The organism is Amycolatopsis vancoresmycina (assembly GCF_000716785.1).
Taxonomy (GTDB): Bacteria; Actinomycetota; Actinomycetes; order Mycobacteriales; family Pseudonocardiaceae; genus Amycolatopsis; species Amycolatopsis vancoresmycina.
In genome coordinates this window covers 143,887-161,142 of sequence record NZ_JNYY01000005.1, presented here as the reverse complement: position 1 = coordinate 161,142, position 17,256 = coordinate 143,887, and the positions used below count along the sequence as shown (strand labels likewise).

Genomic DNA, 17,256 nt, shown 5'->3' with positions numbered 1-17,256 from the left:
CGCCGGGTGCCTCTACCATCACAGGTTATGACTGATGTGGCCGGTCCGGAGTCAGTGCCGATCTCCGAGCTCGACCTCGCGGCCGAGTTCCCCGAAGCGACGCGCGAGCAGTGGCAGGAGCTGGTCGCGGGCGTGCTGCGCAAGAGCGGGAAGCTGCCTGAGGACTTCGCGGGCGCCCCGGAGAGCAAGCTCGTCACGCGGACCTACGACGGGATCGAGATCCAGCCGCTGTACACGGCCGAGGACGTCCCCGGCGACATCGGCTACCCCGGCCTGCCGCCGTACGTGCGCGGCGCGCGGCCGGACGGCCGGGTGAGCACCGGCTGGGACGTCCGGGCGCGGTTCACCGGCGACGACCCGCGCGAGGTCAACAAGGCGATCCTCGCCGACCTCGAAGGCGGCGTGACGTCGATCTGGCTTTCGGTGCCGCCGGGGTCGCTGGCCGACGCGCTGAACGAGGTCTACCTCGACCTGGCGCCCGTGGTGCTGGACGCCGGTCCCGCGTACGAAGGGGCGGCTTCCGAGTTGCTGGCGCTGTTCGACGAGCGCGAGATCCCGGCGAGCGAAGCCACCGCCGTGCTGGGCGCCGACCCGATCGGGCTGGCGGCCCGCGCCGGCTCCGCCGTGGCGCTGGAACCGGCGGCCGCGCTCGCCGCGCGTGTCGCGGGGAAGTACCCGAACGTGCGGACGATCGTCGCCGACGGACTCCCGTTCCACGAAGCCGGCGGGTCGGACGCGCAGGAGCTGGGCGCGCTGGTCGCCGCCGGTGTCGCCTACCTGCGTGCCTTGACGGACGCGGGCCTCGACGTCGAGGCCGCGGCGGGGCAGCTGGAGTTCCGGCTCGCCGCGACCGCCGACCAGTTCTCCACCATCGCGAAGCTGCGCGCGGCCCGCCGCCTGTGGGCGCGCGTCGCCGAGGTCTGCGGCTTCACCTCGCCCATGCGCCAGCACGCCGTGACGTCGCCGGCCATGCTGACCCGGCGCGATCCCTGGGTGAACATGCTGCGCACGACCGTGGCCTGCTTCGGCGCGGGCGTCGGCGGCGCGGACGCGGTCACCGTGCTGCCGTTCGACGCGGCGATCGGCAAGCCCGACGCCTTCGCCGCGCGGATCGCCCGCAACACCCACGCCGTGCTGCTGGAGGAGTCCAAGCTGGCCGGCGTGGCCGACCCGGCGGGCGGCTCCTGGTACGTCGAGAAGCTCACGGACGACCTCGCGCACGCCGCCTGGGCCGAGTTCACCGCCATCGAGGGTGAGGGTGGCGTGGTGGCGTCGCTGGACTCCGGCGCCCTGGCCGGGCGGCTGGCCGCGACCTGGGAAAAGCGTTCTTCGCGGATCGCCACCCGGCGTGACCCGCTCACCGGCGTCAGCGAGTTCCCGAACCTGGCGGAGAAACCCGTGGTCCGGGCGCCTGCGCCGGTGTTTGCGGAGGGGGGATTGCCGCGGCACCGGTACGCCGAAGGCTTCGAAGCCCTCCGTGATGCTTCGGACGCGTACCTCGCTTCGCACGGCTCGCGGCCGAAGATCTTCCTCGCGACCCTCGGCCCGGTCGCCGCGCACACCGCGCGAGCCGGGTTCGCCGCCAACCTGTTCCAGGCGGGCGGGATCGAAGCCGTCAACCCGGGCGCGACCGACGACCTGCCCGGCGCGTTCCGCGCGTCCGGCGCCCGCATCGCCTGCCTCTGCGGCACCGACGAGGCATATTCCACTCACGCGGCCGACGTCGCTGCGTCCCTCGGCGCCGAGTACGTCCTGCTGGCGGGCAAGGGAACCTACGACGGCGTGGACGGCAACGTCTTCGCCGGGTGCGACGCCCTCGAAGTCCTCAACGGCCTGCACGCCAAGCTGGGAGTCACGCGATGAGCATCCCGAACTTCGCCGGTCTCGACCTCGGCACGCCGTCGCCGGGTGACCGCGACGCGTGGGCGCGCGCGGTGGAGGACGCCACCGGCAAGGGCCCGGACGCCCTGGCCTGGGAGACGCCCGAGGGCATCGGCGTCAAGCCGGTCTACACCGCCGCCGATCTGTCCGATGTGGACTTCCTCGGCACGTACCCCGGCATCGCGCCCTTCCTGCGCGGGCCGTACCCGACGATGTACGTCAACCAGCCGTGGACCATCCGCCAGTACGCCGGGTTCTCCACCGCCGAAGAGTCCAACGCCTTCTACCGGCGCAACCTCGCCGCCGGCCAGAAAGGGCTTTCGGTCGCCTTCGACCTGGCCACCCACCGCGGCTACGACTCCGACCACCCGCGCGTGTCCGGCGACGTCGGCATGGCGGGCGTGGCGATCGACTCGATCTACGACATGCGGCAGCTGTTCGACGGCATCCCGCTGGACAAGATGTCGGTGTCGATGACGATGAACGGCGCGGTGCTGCCGGTGCTCGCGCTGTACGTCGTCGCGGCGGAGGAGCAGGGGGTGAAGCCGGAGCAGCTCGCGGGGACCATCCAGAACGACATCCTCAAGGAGTTCATGGTCCGCAACACCTACATCTACCCGCCGCAGCCGTCGATGCGGATCATCTCCGACATCTTCTCGTTCACTTCGCAGCACATGCCGAAGTACAACTCGATCTCCATCTCCGGCTACCACATGCAGGAAGCCGGGGCGACGGCCGACCTCGAGCTGGCGTACACGCTCGCGGACGGCGTCGAGTACATCCGATCGGGTGTCGACGCCGGGCTGAGCGTCGACAAGTTCGCGCCGCGGCTGTCGTTCTTCTGGGCCATCGGGATGAACTTCTTCATGGAGGTCGCGAAGCTGCGCGCGGCGCGTCTCCTGTGGGCGAAGCTCGTGAAGGGCTTCAACCCTTCGTCGTCGAAGTCGCTTTCGCTGCGTACGCACTCCCAGACGTCGGGCTGGTCGCTGACCGCGCAGGACGTCTACAACAACGTCGTCCGCACCTGCGTCGAGGCGATGGCCGCGACCCAGGGCCACACGCAGTCGCTGCACACGAACGCCCTCGACGAGGCCCTCGCGCTGCCGACCGACTTCTCCGCGCGGATCGCCCGCAACACGCAGCTGCTGCTGCAGCAGGAGTCCGGCACCACCCGCGTGATCGACCCCTGGGGCGGGTCTGCTTTCGTCGAGAAGCTGACCTTCGACCTCGCGCGCAAGGCGTGGAGCCACATCAGCGAGGTCGAGCAGGCCGGCGGGATGGCTCGCGCGATCGACGCCGGTATTCCCAAGCTGCGCATCGAAGAGGCCGCCGCGCGCACCCAGGCGCGCATCGACTCCGGGCGGCAGCCGGTGATCGGCGTCAACAAGTACCAGGTCACCGGCGACGAAGACATCGAAGTCCTCAAGGTCGACAACGCCGGCGTCCGCGCCCAGCAGTTGGAGAAGCTGCGGCGGCTGCGGTCCGAACGGGACGCTTCGGCGACCGAAGACGCGTTGCGGCGGCTCACCGAGGGCGCCGGCAACGGGGGCAACCTCCTGGAGCTGGCCATCGACGCGGCCCGCGCGAAGGCCACGGTCGGCGAGATCTCCGACGCGCTCGAGAAGATCTGGGGACGGCACTCCGGCCAGATCCGGACCATCTCGGGGGTGTACCGCGAGGAGGTGGGGAAGACGCAGAACGTCGAGAAGGCCCGTCAGCTGGTCGAGGAGTTCGCCGCGGAAGAGGGCCGCCGTCCCCGGATCCTCGTCGCGAAGATGGGCCAGGACGGCCACGACCGCGGCCAGAAGGTGATCGCCACCGGCTTCGCCGACCTCGGCTTCGACGTCGACGTCGGCCCGCTGTTCTCCACCCCGGCCGAGGTCGCGCGGCAGGCGATCGAGGCGGACGTGCACGTCGTCGGCGTCTCCTCGCTGGCCGCCGGGCACCTGTCGCTGGTGCCCGCGCTGCGCCACGAGCTCGCCGAGCTGGGCCGCGAGGACATCATGGTGGTCGTCGGCGGCGTCATCCCGCCGCAGGACTACCCGGCGCTGCGCGAGGCCGGGGCGGCGGCGATCTTCGGGCCCGGCACGGTGCTCGCCGACGCGGCCATCGACCTGCTCGGCCAGCTGACGTCGCAGGAGTCCTGACCGTTGCCGCGCAAGATCGACGTCACCGCCTACGCCAAGGGCGTCCTGGACGGTGACCGCGGGACGCTGTCGAAGGCGATCACCCTGGTCGAGTCGCAGCGGGCGGACCACCGGGCGCTGGCCCAGGAACTGCTCGTCGAGCTGCTGCCGCGCGCCGGCGGCGCCCAGCGCGTCGGCATCACCGGCGTCCCCGGTGTCGGCAAGTCGACATTCATCGACCAGCTGGGCACCGACCTGACCGCGGCCGGGCACCGCGTCGCCGTGCTGGCGGTCGACCCGTCGTCGACGCGCACGGGCGGGTCGATCCTCGGCGACAAGACCCGGATGGCGCGGCTGGCGGTCGACGAACGGGCGTTCATCCGGCCGTCGCCGACGTCCGGGACGCTGGGCGGGGTCGCGCGGGCCACCCGCGAGACGATCGTGCTGATGGAGGCGGCGGGCTACGACGTCGTGCTGGTCGAGACGGTCGGCGTCGGACAGTCCGAAGTGACCGTCGCGAACATGGTCGACTGCTTCCTGTTCCTGACCCTGGCCCGCACCGGCGACCAGCTCCAGGGCATCAAGAAGGGCGTGCTGGAGCTCGCCGACGTCATCGCCGTCAACAAGGCCGACGGCGACCACGAGCGGGACGCGAAGCGGGCGGCGCGGGAGCTGGCCGGCGCGCTGCGGATGATCTACGGGCCCGAAGCGTCGTGGACGCCGCCGGTGCTGACCTGCAGCGGACTGCACAACCTGCGCCTGGACGAGGTCTGGGGCGCGATCGAGCAGCACCGCGACACGCTGACGGCGTCCGGCGAGCTCGACGCGCGGCGGCGGCAGCAGCAGGTCGACTGGACGTGGGCGATGGTGCGCGAGCAACTGCTCGGTCGCCTGGCGGTGCATCCGGACGTGCGAACGGTCGTTCCCGACGTCGAACGGGCGGTGCGCGACGGTGAACTGACGGCTACCCTCGGTGCACAGCGGATCCTCGACGCGTTCGGTGGCTGACGGCCGCCGGGATCCGCGGGCAGAATGCCTGGTCGTGGCGAAAGGATGACATGGCGAAACTGCGGGGTCTGGTCCTGGTCGGGCTGCTCGGGGCGGTGCTGTTCGCCGCGTCGCCCGCCTATGCCGCGCCGGTGCGCCCGGTGGCCGTGACGATGTCGGCGGCGCACGCCGCTCCGGTGCTGGTCCCGGCGCAGACCACGGTCAATCCGGGCCCGGTGCTGGACCCGGCCCAGACGGACAAGGCGAACACCGAAAAGACCAGGAACAAGCTGATCGCGGGCCTGATCGCGGTCGTCCTGCTCGGCATCGTGATCTGGGGGCGCAAGATCCGTTCGAAGCGGGCCAAGGGGTCCTGAGGTTTTCGGCTTTGCCGAAGTGGTGCACACCGTTCAACGCAGATCCGGTACCGGCCGTCTAGGACGGCCGTTTTCGAGGCGCGGCTTGCCGCCTGCATGGTGCACGATCGTCTGCAAATGCGTACGACAGATCGATCGGCACGACGCGTGACCCCAGCCGCTGCGCGGGTTACCCGTGTTGCGGGAGGAGGTGCGGCGTGACGGTGTTGGACTCACGACCGGACGTTCCAGGCGACCCCAGAGGGCGCATCATCAACCCCATGGAGGGGTCCGAGGCGCTGATTTCCGAAGCCGGCGTAAGCATGGCTCCCGTGGAGGACCTTGGTGCGGGCCGCGGCCCGTTCTGGCTGGACGACTGGCTGCGCGCCAACGCGACCGACGTGCTGGCCTGGCGCCGGCACATCCACGCGCACCCGGAGCTGTCGCGGCACGAGTTCGCGACCACGGAACTGGTCGTCACGCTGCTGCGTTCGGTCGGGCTCAAGCCGTGGGTGCTGCCGGGCGGCACGGGCGTGGTCTGCGACATCGGCAGTGGTGAGCGGTGCGTGGCGCTGCGCGCGGACATGGACGCGCTGCCGCTGACGGAGTCGACCGGCCTGCCGTACGCGTCGACGACCGAGGGCGCGGCCCACATGTGCGGCCACGACGCCCACACGGCGATCCTGCTGGGCGCGGCCCGCGCGCTGGCCGGCGCACCGGAGCTGCCGGGCCGGGTCCGCCTGATCTTCCAGGCGGCCGAGGAGGTCATGCCCGGCGGCGCGCTGGACATGATCGCGGCGGGCGCGCTGGAGGGCGTCGAGCGGATCTACGGCCTGCACGTCGACCCGCGGCTCGAGGTGGGGTTGGTCGGGATGCGCGTCGGCGCGCTGACGTCGGCGGCGGACCTGATCGAGCTGCGCCTGACGTCCCCGGGCGGCCACACGTCCCGCCCGCACCTGACGGCGGACCTGGTTCACGCGCTGGGCACGGTGATCACATCCCTGCCGGCGCTGCTCTCGCGGCGCGTCGACCCTCGCTCCGGGACGGTCCTGGTGTGGGGAGCGGTCCACGCGGGCCAGGCGGCCAACGCGGTCCCCCAGGACGGCGTCCTGCGCGGCACCCTGCGGACGGCGGACCACGAAGTCTGGACGGCCCTGGAGCCGCTGGTCGCCTCCTCCGTGGAGTCGCTCCTGGCGCCCACCGGCGTCGGCTTCCACCTGGACTACCGCCGCGGCGTCCCCCCGGTGGTCTCCGACCCGGACTCGACGGCCCTGATGCGCGCCGGCGTCGAAGCCGCGTTGGGCGAGGGCGCCGTGGCTCCCACGGAGCAGTCATCCGGCGGCGAGGACTTCGGCTGGTACCTGGAGCACGTCCAGGGAGCATTCGCCCGCCTCGGCGTCTGGTCCGGCCCCCCGGCCCCCCAATCCGACATCCACCGCCCCACATTCATCCTCGACGAGCGTTCCCTCCTCTGCGGAGTCCGAACCCTGGTCCACACAGCCCTAACCACCCTGGCCTGACCCGTGTCGTCCCTCCAATCACGCGTGTCGACCTTCTGATCACGTGTGTCGACCGTTCCCGCACGGCCGGTTGTACACAAGTTATCCACAGGTAGTGAGTTATCCACAGATTGTGGATGAGGCCCTTTCAGTATCGCCCGTCAGGGCCTCATCCTCGATCTTGTGAACGAGTGGGCAAGGCGACATGGAGTGCTTTCGCGCTCCGAGGCCGACAGGCTTTTGGGACGACGCAAGGTCCTCGAGGGACTTGACCGAGGGGTGCTCTCACAACCGTGGCGAGGTGTCGTCGTGCACTCCACGGACTTGCTGAAGCTCCCGACTCGAGCGGCGGCTGCGCTGCTCGCGGTTGGTCCTCCCGTTGCGCTGGCCGGTGTCACTTCCCTTGCGCTGCACGGCATTTCGGCGGCCGACGAACGGCAGATCCACGTGATGGTGCCCTACTCGCGACGCATCCGGTCTCGTGCCGGTCTGGTGGTGCACCAGGGCGGCTTCCGCGATCAGGACGTCATCGAAATCGAGGGGCTCACGACGTTCCTGCTCGATCGGGCCCTGGCCGACTTCCTGTGCGACGGGGACAAGCGAGCAGCCTTTCCGGCGGTCGACGAAGCCATGCGAGGGCTACCGCCGGACCACGCTGCGAAGCTCCGTGAGAACGTGCGTGACCGGCTTTCCGAACGCCGCGACCGGCGAGGTATCCACAGGGCTCTGATGCTCCTCGACCTCGCCACCGGCAAGGCGGAATCCCCGCCTGAAAGCGTGCTTCGGCTGATCGTCGTCGAAGCCGGCTTTCCGGTGCCTGAACCCCAGTACCAGATCGCCACCATCGATGGCCGCAAACTGTACGTGTTCGACATGGCGTGGCCGAGCAGGCAGATCGCGCTTGAGTACGACGGGTTCGCGGCTCACGAGGAGCGGCGCGAGTACGACCTCGAACGCGACGAGCGAATGGCGGCCCGCGGGTGGATCACCATCCGAGCCGTCGCGGCCGATCTGCGGGAATCGAGCCGCCTCCTGACGGAGCTGCGCGCTGCCTTCGACCGGAGATGCGGCCGTGCTGCGTGATCAGGGGGTCGACGCGCGTGATTGAAGGGTCGACACGCGTGATTAGAGCGACGACACGGGTTAGCCGGTTATGCCGGAGCAGGGGCGGGTTCGGAGGTCGTCGACGTAGTCGGCGGGGGCGCCGGCTGTCTCGGCGGCGTCGGCCAGGACGCCCAGGTAGCGGGCGGACGGGAGGCCGCCTTCGTAGGCGTCCAGGACGTAGAGCCAGGCGAGGACCGAGCCGTCCATCGTCTGGACGCGGAGGCGGATCTTCGAGTGGATGCCCAGCTCGCCGCCTTCCCAGCGGTCCAGGCCGTCCTCGTCCAGCGGGGTCACGTCGTAGAGGACGACGAACACCCGGGAACCCGGGTCCTCGACGATCGTGGCCAGGGCACCTTCCCAGCCCAGGTCCTCGCCGCCGAAGGTCAGGCGCCAGCCCTCCAGCCAGCCGGTGCCGGCCATCGGAGAGTGCGGCGCGCGCTCCAGCATCTGGGCGGGCTCCATGTTCGATCCGTACGCGGCATACAACGGCACGCCGACAGCGTAGCGACACCTCGCTCACCCGAGTGGCCGCACTCGCCGTGTTCGCCCACTTCAGTGTCCGGACACCTTCGCCGCGTACGGTGAGAGCACCGCACGGACAGCCATGAGGAGGACCCAGGTGACCAGGATCGTGATCATGGGCGGTGGCCCGGCCGGCTACGAGGCCGCGCTGGTCGCGGCTCAGCACGGAGCCGACGTCACGATCGTCGAACGGGACGGCCTCGGCGGCGCCTGCGTCCTCTACGACTGCGTCCCCTCGAAGACGTTCATCGCCAGCTCGGGCGCCCTGGCCAAGATGCACGACCTCGGCGAGCTCGGCATCAACACCGACCTCGCCGACACCAGCATCGACCTCCCGACCGTCCACGGCCGGGTGAAGGGCCTCGCCCTCGCCCAGTCCGCCGACATCCGCGCCCGCGTCCAGCGCGAAGGCGTCCGCGTGATCGCCGGAGAAGCCCGCTTCTGCGACGAAGAGCCCGGCCTCGCGACGCACAAGGTCGCCGTCACGACGAAGGACGGCACCGAGAAGCTGCCCGCCGACGTCGTCCTCATCGCCACCGGCGCCACCCCGCGCGTGTTGCCCGGCGCGGTGCCCGACGGCGAGCGCATCCTCGACTGGCGCCAGCTCTACGAGCTCCAGGAGCTCCCCGAGCACCTCGCCGTGATCGGCTCGGGCGTCACCGGCGCCGAGTTCGCGTCCGCCTACACCGAGATGGGCGTCAAGGTCACCGTCGTCTCCAGCCGCGATCGCGTCCTCCCGCACGAAGACGCCGACGCCGCCGCGGTGCTCGAAGAGGTCTTCTCGCAGCGCGGCACGACCGTCGCGAAGCAGGCGCGCGCCGACCGCGTCGTGCGCACCGAAAAGGGCGTCGAGATCCACCTCGCCGACGGCCGCGTGATCGAAGCCAGCCACGCGCTGATGACCGTCGGGTCGGTCCCCAACACCCAGGACATCGGCCTCGACAAGGTCGGCATCGAGCCCGGCCCCGGCGGGTTCATCACCGTCGACCGCGTTTCGCGCACCTCCGTTCCCGGGATCTACGCCGCCGGCGACTGCACCGGCGTGCTCATGCTGGCCTCGGTGGCGAGCATGCAGGGCCGCATCGCGATGTGGCACGCGCTGGGCGAGGGCGTCGCGCCGATCAAGCTCAAGACCGTCGCCGCCAACGTGTTCACCCACCCGGAGATCGCCACCGTCGGCATCAGCCAGCAGGCGATCGACTCCGGCGAGGTGCCCGCGCGCACCATCATGCTGCCCCTGGCCACCAACGCGCGCGCGAAGATGGAGGGCCTCCGCCGAGGCTTCGTGAAGCTGTTCTGCCGCCCCGCCACCGGCGTGGTCGTCGGTGGTGTCGTCGTGGCGCCGACGGCGAGCGAACTCATCCTTCCCATCGCGCTCGCCGTCCAGAACCAGCTCACAGTGGACCACCTGGCACTGACATTTTCGGTGTACCCGTCGCTCTCGGGCTCGATCACCGAGGCCGGCCGCCAGCTCATGCGCCACGACGATCTCGACTGATTCCGTACGCAACCCGTTGCGCCCCGTCGCGTCTTGTCGGGTGTAAGGCTGAAGGACGCGAAGGGTGTGAAGGTGCGCAAGACGGTGTTTTTCGTTGCGGCAGCGGTGTTCGGGGCGACGGCGCTGGCGGGACCGGCGATGGCGCAGAACACCAGCACCGCGGCCGCCCCGAGCCCCGCCACCGGCAAAGTCCAGCTCAACGTCAACACCGCGATCAACCAGACGCTGGTGGACAAGTACGTCCGCGACGCGCCGAACGTCGCCCTGGCCAAGTGCGACGGCGCCTCGCCGAAGTTCGCCTCGCCGGTGCTGACCTTCAGCAACTACACCCCCGGCCCGTTCATGGGCACGGACGCCAACATCAGCGCCGACGTCGAACTGAAGCCCGGCACCGCGGCGGGGGTGTACCCGCTGACGGTGACGTGCGGCGGCCAGACGTACAGCACGCAGTTCACGGTGCCCGCCGCCCAGGTCGCGAAGGTGCCTTCCGGCGCCGCGAAAGCGGGCGACGGCAGCATGGCCGGCTGAATTCCAGAACCGGAACAACCACCCTGGAGCCGCGCTCCGGGGTGGTTTTTTCATGCGTTCCCCACGACGTTTTTCGCGACGGTTTCGTGACCTCCGGGCGCAACCCTTCGCAGGTGGAGACGTCTTGGGAAGCGTAGGTGAACGGGCCAGGCCGGTGCAGGGGGAACTGCGAACGGCGTCCGTTTCCGAGTGCGCAATCCACCGGGGAGAAAGAATGAAGAACACCGTTGTCGTCGCGGGCGCCGTCGCCGCTTTCGCAATTCTCGCGCCGGGCGCGGCGCTCGCAGCCACGCCCACGACGACACCGACGACGCCGTCGGCCACGCCCACCACCCAGCCGGAGTACCCGGAAGGCCCGCTGACCCGGATCACCCGGCTGCTGACCGTGGCCCCGGCGAAGGCGCTGCCGGGCGCGCACGTGAAGCTCGACTTCGCCTGCCGGACCCGCGGTCCCGAGGAGGAGGTCGTCGTGCAGTCGGCGGCGCTCGTCTTCCCCAAGCCCGGCAACTACGCCGCCGCCGAAGTCCAGGACGTCAAGCCCGGCAAGTACCGCGTCACGCTGCACTGCGGCCCGGAGACCTCCACGGTGCCGTTCGAGGTCCTGCCGGCCAAGAAGCAGGTCGCCAAGGTGCCGTCCGGTGCGCCGCAGACCGGCGGGACCGACGGCCCCGCCGACGGCGGTCCGGCCGCGGCCGCGGCCGCCATGGGTGTCCTCGCCGTCGGCGCCGGCGGCCTCGTGCTCGCCCGCCGGGTCCGGCGGCGCTGACGGGGGAGAGGCCCGCTCCGGGGCAGGGGCGCCGGAGCGGGCCGCCCGCGGAGGTACCGTCGGGGCCCCACCGCTTCGGTCCACCCGGACGGGTGAACTTCCCAACGCCGGTCACGGGGGAGAACATGACGACGAGGATCACGAACAGGCGGGGTGTGCTGATCACCCTCGTCATCGCACTGCTGGCGGTCCTGGCGGTTCTGGCGTTGACGCTCGGCGGCGGCCCGGAGCCGTCCTCCGCGCAGCCGCCGGCCGCCCAGCCGGTCGCCGCGGTGCCGCAGCCGCGGAGCGAAGGCCGGGACGCCGTCGCGGCGTTGCCCAGGTCCGAGCCCGTTTCGATCGACATCCCGAAGATCGGTGCCCGCTCGTCGCTGGTCCCGCTCGGGCTCAACCCGGACAACACCGTCCAGGTGCCGCCGGTGACCACGCCGCTGCAGGCCGGCTGGTACACCTACGCGCCCACGCCGGGCGAGGTCGGGCCGGCCGTCGTCCTCGGTCACGTCGACGGCAACCACCAGAAGGGCATCTTCTTCCGCCTCAAGGAACTCGCCGCCGGCGACCGCGTCTCGGTCGCCCGCAAGGACGGCACCACGGCGGTGTTCGAGGTGACGAAGGTGCACCAGGTCCCGAAGAAGGACTTCGAGGCCGAGGGCGTGTACGACGACACGGCCGGCCCCGAGTTGCGGCTGATCACCTGCGGCGGCGTCTTCGACCGGAGCGCGCACAACTACGTCGACAACATCGTCGTCTACGCCCGCCTGGTCCAGGCCTGATTTTCGGTTTTTGTCGGTGCCCGGTGCCAGACTGTGGCGGTCGTCACCGATCGGTGGCGCGGACGAGGGTTGGGAGTCGACATGGTGTTCCGGGAAGAAAGATGGCCCGACGGCACACCCAGCTGGGTGGACCTGATGGTGCCCGACCAGGCGAAGGCGATCGCCTTCTACAGCGGCCTGTTCGGCTGGGACGTGCAGCAGGGTGGTGAGGAGACCGGCTTCTACGGCATGGCGGAGCTGCGGGGGCGCCCGGTCGCCGGGATCGGCCAGACGCCACCGGGCCAGGACATCCCGCCGGTCTGGACGACCTACCTGGCGGTATCCGATGTGGACCGGACGGTCACCGCGATCACCGAAGCCGGCGGGCAGGTCGTCATGCCGGTGATGGAGGTGATGAAGGAGGGCCGGATGGCCGTCGTGGAAGACCCGGCGGGCGCGGTCTTCGGCCTCTGGGAGGCCGGCCACCACATCGGCACACAGGTCACCGCGGCCCCGGGCACGCCGGCCTGGAACGAGTGCATGAGCCGCGACTTCCCGGCGGCGAAGCCGTTCTACGAGGAGGTCTTCGGGTACGGCTTCCAGGACATCTCGAGCGACGAATTCACGTACGCGGTGCTGCTCATCGACGGGCGGCCGGTCGGCGGACTCGGCGGCCTGCCCGATTCGGTGCCGGCCGAGGTGCCGTCGCACTGGCTGGCCTACTTCTGGGTACCGGACGCCGACGCGGCCGCGGCCAAGGTCACCGAGCTGGGCGGCACGGTGCAGGGCAAGGCGTTCGACTCGCCGTACGGGCGGCAGCTGCGGGTCGCGGACGACCAGGGCGTGCCGTTCGTGGTCATCGCGCCCAACGAGCAGTCCGGCGAGCCGGAGGGCTGGGAAGTGTGAGCGGGCGGGCCGGGAGCGCCGTGGGGCACCCCCGGCCCTCGCCGGTCAGTCCTCTTCGGAGACCCAGTCGAAGGTCTTGGTGACGGCCTTCTTCCAGTTGCGGTACTCGCGCTCGCGACGGGCGTCGTCCATCGACGGGTCCCACTGCTTGTCCTGGGCCCAGTTGGTGCGGATGTCGTCCTCGGACTTCCAGAACCCGACGGCCAGGCCGGCGGCGTACGCGGCACCCAGCGCGGTGGTCTCGTTGACCACCGGGCGGATCACCGGCACGCCGAGGATGTCGGCCTGGAACTGCATCAGCAGCTCGTTGACGACCATGCCGCCGTCGACCTTGAGGGAGGTGAGGGCGACGCCGGAGTCGGCGTTCATCGCGTCGATGACCTCGCGGGACTGGAAGGCGGTCGCCTCCAGCACCGCGCGGGCGAGGTGGCCCTTGTTGACGAACCGGGTGAGCCCGACGATCGCGCCGCGAGCGTCGGATCGCCAGTAAGGAGCGAACAGACCCGAGAACGCCGGGACGAAGTACGCGCCGCCGTTGTCCTCGACGCTGCGCGCGTGCTCCTCGATCTCGGCCGCGGTCGTGATCATGCCGAGGTTGTCGCGCAGCCACTGCACCAGCGAACCGGTGACGGCGATGGAGCCTTCCAGCGCGTAGACCGTGTCGTTCGAGCCGATCTTGTAGCAGACCGTGGTGAGCAGCCCGTTCTGCGACATCACCTTCTCGGTGCCGGTGTTGAGCAGCATGAAGTTGCCGGTGCCGTAGGTGTTCTTGGCTTCGCCGGGCGAAAGGCAGGCCTGGCCGAACGTCGCGGCCTGCTGGTCGCCCAGGATGCCGGCGATCGGGACACCGGCCAGCGCGCCCTTCTCGCGGACCTTGCCGTACTCCTCGGACGAGGAGCGGATCTCCGGCAGCATCGAAAGGGGGATGCCCATCTCGCCGGCGATCTCGGCGTCCCACTGCAGGGTGTCGAGGTCCATCAGCATGGTGCGCGAGGCGTTGGTCGGGTCGGTGGCGTGCACGCCGCCGTCGGCCCCGCCGGTCATGTTCCACAGCACCCAGGTGTCCATGTTGCCGAAGATCAAGTCACCGGCTTCGGCCTTCTCGCGCGCGCCTTCGACGTTGTCCAGGATCCACTTGATCTTGGGCCCGGAGAAGTAGGTCGCGAGCGGGAGGCCGACCTTGTCGCGGTAGCGCTCCTGACCGCCGCCGAGGTTGCCGAGCTCGGTGACGATCTTGTCGGTGCGGGTGTCCTGCCAGACGATGGCGTTGTACACCGGCTTGCCGGTCGTCTTGTCCCAGACGAGCGCGGTCTCGCGCTGGTTGGTGATGCCGACCGCGGCGATGTCCTTCGCGGTCAGGTCGGCCTTGGCGAGCGCGCCGGCGGCGACCCGGCGCGTGTTCTCCCAGATCTCTTCGGCGTTGTGCTCGACCCAGCCGGCGCGGGGGAAGATCTGCTCGTGCTCGCGCTGGTCGGAGGAGACCACGCGCCCTTCGTGGTTGAAGATCATGCACCGGGTGGACGTGGTGCCCTGGTCGATCGCGGCTACGTACGAAGTCATGTGTGCTCCCGGAAATCCGACGGACGGGCGATCAGGTCAGGTTGTGGACGGCGAGGTACACGAGGGCGGCGAGGGCACCACCGACGAGCGGGCCGACGACCGGGATCCACGAGTAGCCCCAGTTGGCGTTGGCCTTGTTCTTGATCGGCAGCAGGAACGCGTACGCGATCCGCGGGCCGAGGTCGCGGGCCGGGTTGATGGCGTAGCCCGTCGGCCCGCCGAGGGAGGTACCGATCACGAGCACCACGAACGAGACGCCCGCGTAGCCCAGCGCGGAGTTGCCGAAGGTCGGCACGCCGTCCGCCGAGGCCTTCGCCGCGACCGGGCTGAGCAGGATCCACGCGACCAGCACGAAGGTGCCGATGATTTCGGTGACGAGGTTCCAGGCGGTGTTGGCGATCTGCGGTGCGGTGGAGAAGATACCGAGGGTGTTCTCGGGCTCGGGGTGGTCGTCGAACTGCAGTTTGTACGCGGCCCAGCAGAGGACCGCACCGAGGATGGCGCCGGCGAACTGGCCGATGAAGTAGAGCGGGACGTCCGCCCACTTGGTCTTGTCGGCGATGGCGAGGCCGAGGGTCACGGCCGGGTTGAGGTGGGCCCCGCTCGGGGCGGCGATGCTGGCGCCGGTGAAGACGGCGAACGCCCAGCCGAAGTTGATGAACAGGAAGCCTGCGTTGTGACCGTTGTTCTTGCGGAGCACGTGGTTGGCGACGACGCCGTTGCCGAGCAGGATCAGCGCGGCCGTTCCCAGTAGTTCCCAGACGATTATTGCTCCAGCACTCACCGCTGCACCTCCACACTGGACAATCTGCGCAGGGTCGATCACGGCGTGCCACGGCTCCGTTGCCGACCCACGTCCGGGCGACGTTACCGGGGCGTAGAAGCTACTTCCAAGCACCGGGCAGCCGAATCTTTTCAAGATCGCGGAGGGTTACGCCACAAGTGTCATCCGTGGACGGGCGGATGATCACCGGGTCGTGCGATGCTGGAAGCCTCGCCGGCACGAGGAGGAATGTCACGTGGCGCAGCACGCAGCGGAGAACCCGGCTCGCCTGGGCCCGGTCAAGCGGGAAGAGACGTGGCAGCGGCTCGGCAAGGAGACGTTCGACCTCGTCGTCATCGGCGGCGGTGTCGTCGGCGCGGGCACGGCGCTGGACGCGGCGACGCGCGGGCTGCGGGTCGCGCTCGTCGAAGCCCGCGACCTCGCTTCGGGGACGTCGAGCCGGTCGAGCAAGCTGTTCCACGGCGGCCTGCGGTACCTGGAACAGCTCGAATTCGGCCTGGTGCGGGAGGCACTGCGCGAGCGCGAGCTGATGCTGACGACGATCGCGCCGCACCTGGTGAAGCCGGTCAGCTTCCTGTACCCGCTGACGCACCGCGTGTGGGAGCGGCCGTACACCGCGGCGGGCCTGCTGATGTACGACACGATGGGCGGCGCCCGCAGCGTCCCCGGGCAGAAGCACCTGACCAGGGCGGGCGCGCTGCGGATGGTGCCGGCGCTGAAGCGCTCGGCGCTGATCGGCGGCATCCGCTACTACGACGCGCAGTCCGACGACGCCCGCCACACGATGACGGTGGCGCGCACGGCGGCGCACTACGGCGCGGTCGTGCGGACGTCGACCCAGGTGGTCGGGTTCCTCCGCGAGGCCGACCGGGTGTCGGGTGTGCGCGTGCGGGACGTCGAGGACGGCCGCGAAACGGAGATCTCGGCGGCCGCGGTGATCAACTGCACCGGCGTCTGGACCGACGAGCTGCAGCGGCTGTCGGGCGGCCGCGGCCGGTTCCGGGTGCGGGCGAGCAAGGGCGTGCACATCGTCGTCCCACGCGACCGGATCGTCTCGGAGTCGGGGATGATCCTGCGCACCGAGAAGTCGGTGCTGTTCGTGATCCCCTGGCGCAACCACTGGATCGTCGGCACGACGGACACGGACTGGAACCTCGACCTCGCCCACCCGGCGGCGACGAAGCACGACATCGACTACCTCCTCGAGCACGTCAACACGGTCCTGGCGACGCCGCTGACGCATGACGACATCGAAGGCGTGTACGCGGGCCTTCGCCCCTTGCTGGCGGGGGAGAGCGAAGAGACGTCGAAGCTCTCGCGCGAGCACGCGGTGGCCCGCGTGGCCCCGGGCCTGGTGGCGATCGCGGGCGGCAAGTACACGACGTACCGGGTGATGGCGGCGGACGCGGTCGACGCGGCGGCGGTGGACCTGCCGGGCCGCTCCCAGCCCTCGATCACGGACAAGGTCCCCCTGCTGGGCGCGGACGGCTACCACGCACTGGTCAACCAGGCCGACCACCTGGCGGCGGAGCACGGGCTGCACCCCTACCGGGTGCGGCACCTCCTGGACCGCTACGGCTCCCTGGTCCACGAAGTCCTGGCGTCGGCGGAGGGCCGCCCGGAGCTCCTGAAGCCGATCGAGCACGCGCCGGACTACCTGGGCGTCGAAGTGGTGTACGCGGCTTCGCACGAGGGGGCGCTGCACCTGGAGGACGTCCTGGCCCGCCGGACGCGCATCTCGATCGAGTACGCCCACCGCGGAGTCGAATGCGCCACGCAGGTCGCCACGCTGGTGGGCGAGGTCCTCGGCTGGTCACCCGAAACGGTGAAACGCGAGATCGAGGTGTACCGGGCGAGGGTGGAGGCGGAGCGCAAGTCCCAGTCCCAGCCGAGCGACGAAGCGGCGGACGCCCTGCGCTCGGCGGCCCCGGAAGCCCGGGCGGGCATCGTGGAGCCGGTGAGCTGAGGCGGCTTGGAGCGGTGGCGG

General features: G+C 70.4%; 15 protein-coding genes. 12 read left to right on the top strand and 3 right to left on the bottom strand.

Going from position 1 to position 17,256, the window contains the following annotated elements; translation table 11 throughout:
- Nucleotides 1-27: 27 nt before the first annotated feature.
- From OO60_RS12705 to OO60_RS12680, 6 genes are all read left to right on the top strand, one after another.
- The gene (locus OO60_RS12705) at nt 28-1,863 is read left to right on the top strand and encodes a methylmalonyl-CoA mutase family protein (protein WP_209441383.1); all 1,836 of its coding nucleotides are present in this window, start codon (nt 28-30) and stop codon (nt 1,861-1,863) included.
- Entirely contained in the window at nt 1,860-4,028 is a 2,169-nt protein-coding gene (gene scpA / locus OO60_RS12700) for a methylmalonyl-CoA mutase (protein WP_003083659.1), read from the top strand. Before OO60_RS12705 ends, scpA begins: the two co-directional genes overlap by 4 nt.
- A 3-nt stretch (nt 4,029-4,031) precedes the next feature.
- Nucleotides 4,032-5,015 carry a methylmalonyl Co-A mutase-associated GTPase MeaB gene (gene meaB, locus OO60_RS12695; RefSeq protein ID WP_003083657.1) on the top strand — a complete coding sequence of 328 codons (984 nt, stop codon included), beginning with the start codon at nt 4,032-4,034 and terminating at the stop codon, nt 5,013-5,015.
- A gap of 50 nt (nt 5,016-5,065) precedes the next feature.
- Nucleotides 5,066-5,371 (top strand): hypothetical protein, encoded by a 306-nt coding sequence (locus OO60_RS12690; RefSeq protein ID WP_003083655.1) that lies wholly within the window; start codon nt 5,066-5,068, stop codon nt 5,369-5,371.
- Between the two features lie 197 nt (nt 5,372-5,568).
- Entirely contained in the window at nt 5,569-6,870 is a 1,302-nt protein-coding gene (locus OO60_RS12685) for an amidohydrolase (protein ID WP_081655856.1), read from the top strand.
- A gap of 219 nt (nt 6,871-7,089) precedes the next feature.
- Nucleotides 7,090-7,932, top strand: coding sequence for a DUF559 domain-containing protein (locus OO60_RS12680; protein ID WP_051767691.1), 843 nt, complete (start codon nt 7,090-7,092; stop codon nt 7,930-7,932).
- A gap of 60 nt (nt 7,933-7,992) precedes the next feature.
- Here OO60_RS12680 and OO60_RS12675 read toward each other — a convergent pair whose 3' ends face one another.
- Entirely contained in the window at nt 7,993-8,445 is a 453-nt protein-coding gene (locus OO60_RS12675) for a gamma-glutamylcyclotransferase family protein (RefSeq protein ID WP_003083647.1), read from the bottom strand.
- 127 nt (nt 8,446-8,572) lie between these two features.
- Between OO60_RS12675 and OO60_RS12670 the strand changes: the two genes are divergently transcribed.
- The 5 genes from OO60_RS12670 (at nt 8,573) to OO60_RS12650 (ending at nt 12,925) form a co-directional block, all read left to right on the top strand.
- Entirely contained in the window at nt 8,573-9,973 is a 1,401-nt protein-coding gene (locus OO60_RS12670) for an NAD(P)H-quinone dehydrogenase (RefSeq protein WP_003083645.1), read from the top strand.
- A 72-nt stretch (nt 9,974-10,045) separates the two neighbouring features.
- On the top strand, nt 10,046-10,501 hold the full coding sequence (locus OO60_RS12665; RefSeq protein ID WP_033261492.1) for a hypothetical protein: 456 nt from the start codon (nt 10,046-10,048) through the stop codon (nt 10,499-10,501).
- Between the two features lie 214 nt (nt 10,502-10,715).
- A complete protein-coding gene (locus tag OO60_RS12660) occupies nt 10,716-11,267 on the top strand; it encodes a hypothetical protein (RefSeq protein WP_033261396.1) in 552 nt (183 codons plus the stop codon).
- A gap of 125 nt (nt 11,268-11,392) precedes the next feature.
- Nucleotides 11,393-12,040: a class F sortase gene (locus OO60_RS12655; RefSeq protein ID WP_033261395.1), complete on the top strand. Its 648-nt coding sequence runs from the start codon at nt 11,393-11,395 to the stop codon at nt 12,038-12,040.
- Between the two features lie 81 nt (nt 12,041-12,121).
- A complete protein-coding gene (locus OO60_RS12650; RefSeq protein ID WP_003082346.1) occupies nt 12,122-12,925 on the top strand; it encodes a VOC family protein in 804 nt (267 codons plus the stop codon).
- Between the two features lie 45 nt (nt 12,926-12,970).
- Here the strand turns inward: OO60_RS12650 and glpK are convergent, their stop codons facing one another.
- Together glpK and OO60_RS12640 are read right to left on the bottom strand one after the other, a co-directional pair.
- Nucleotides 12,971-14,485 carry a glycerol kinase GlpK gene (gene glpK / locus OO60_RS12645; protein ID WP_003082344.1) on the bottom strand — a complete coding sequence of 505 codons (1,515 nt, stop codon included), beginning with the start codon at nt 14,483-14,485 and terminating at the stop codon, nt 12,971-12,973.
- Between the two features lie 31 nt (nt 14,486-14,516).
- Nucleotides 14,517-15,269 (bottom strand): MIP/aquaporin family protein, encoded by a 753-nt coding sequence (locus OO60_RS12640; RefSeq protein WP_003082342.1) that lies wholly within the window; start codon nt 15,267-15,269, stop codon nt 14,517-14,519.
- Between the two features lie 235 nt (nt 15,270-15,504).
- Here OO60_RS12640 and OO60_RS12635 point away from each other — a divergent pair, with 235 nt between their 5' ends.
- Complete coding sequence (locus OO60_RS12635) at nt 15,505-17,235, top strand: glycerol-3-phosphate dehydrogenase/oxidase (RefSeq protein ID WP_003082339.1); 1,731 nt, start codon at nt 15,505-15,507, stop codon at nt 17,233-17,235.
- The last annotated feature ends 21 nt before the right edge of the window (nt 17,236-17,256 follow it).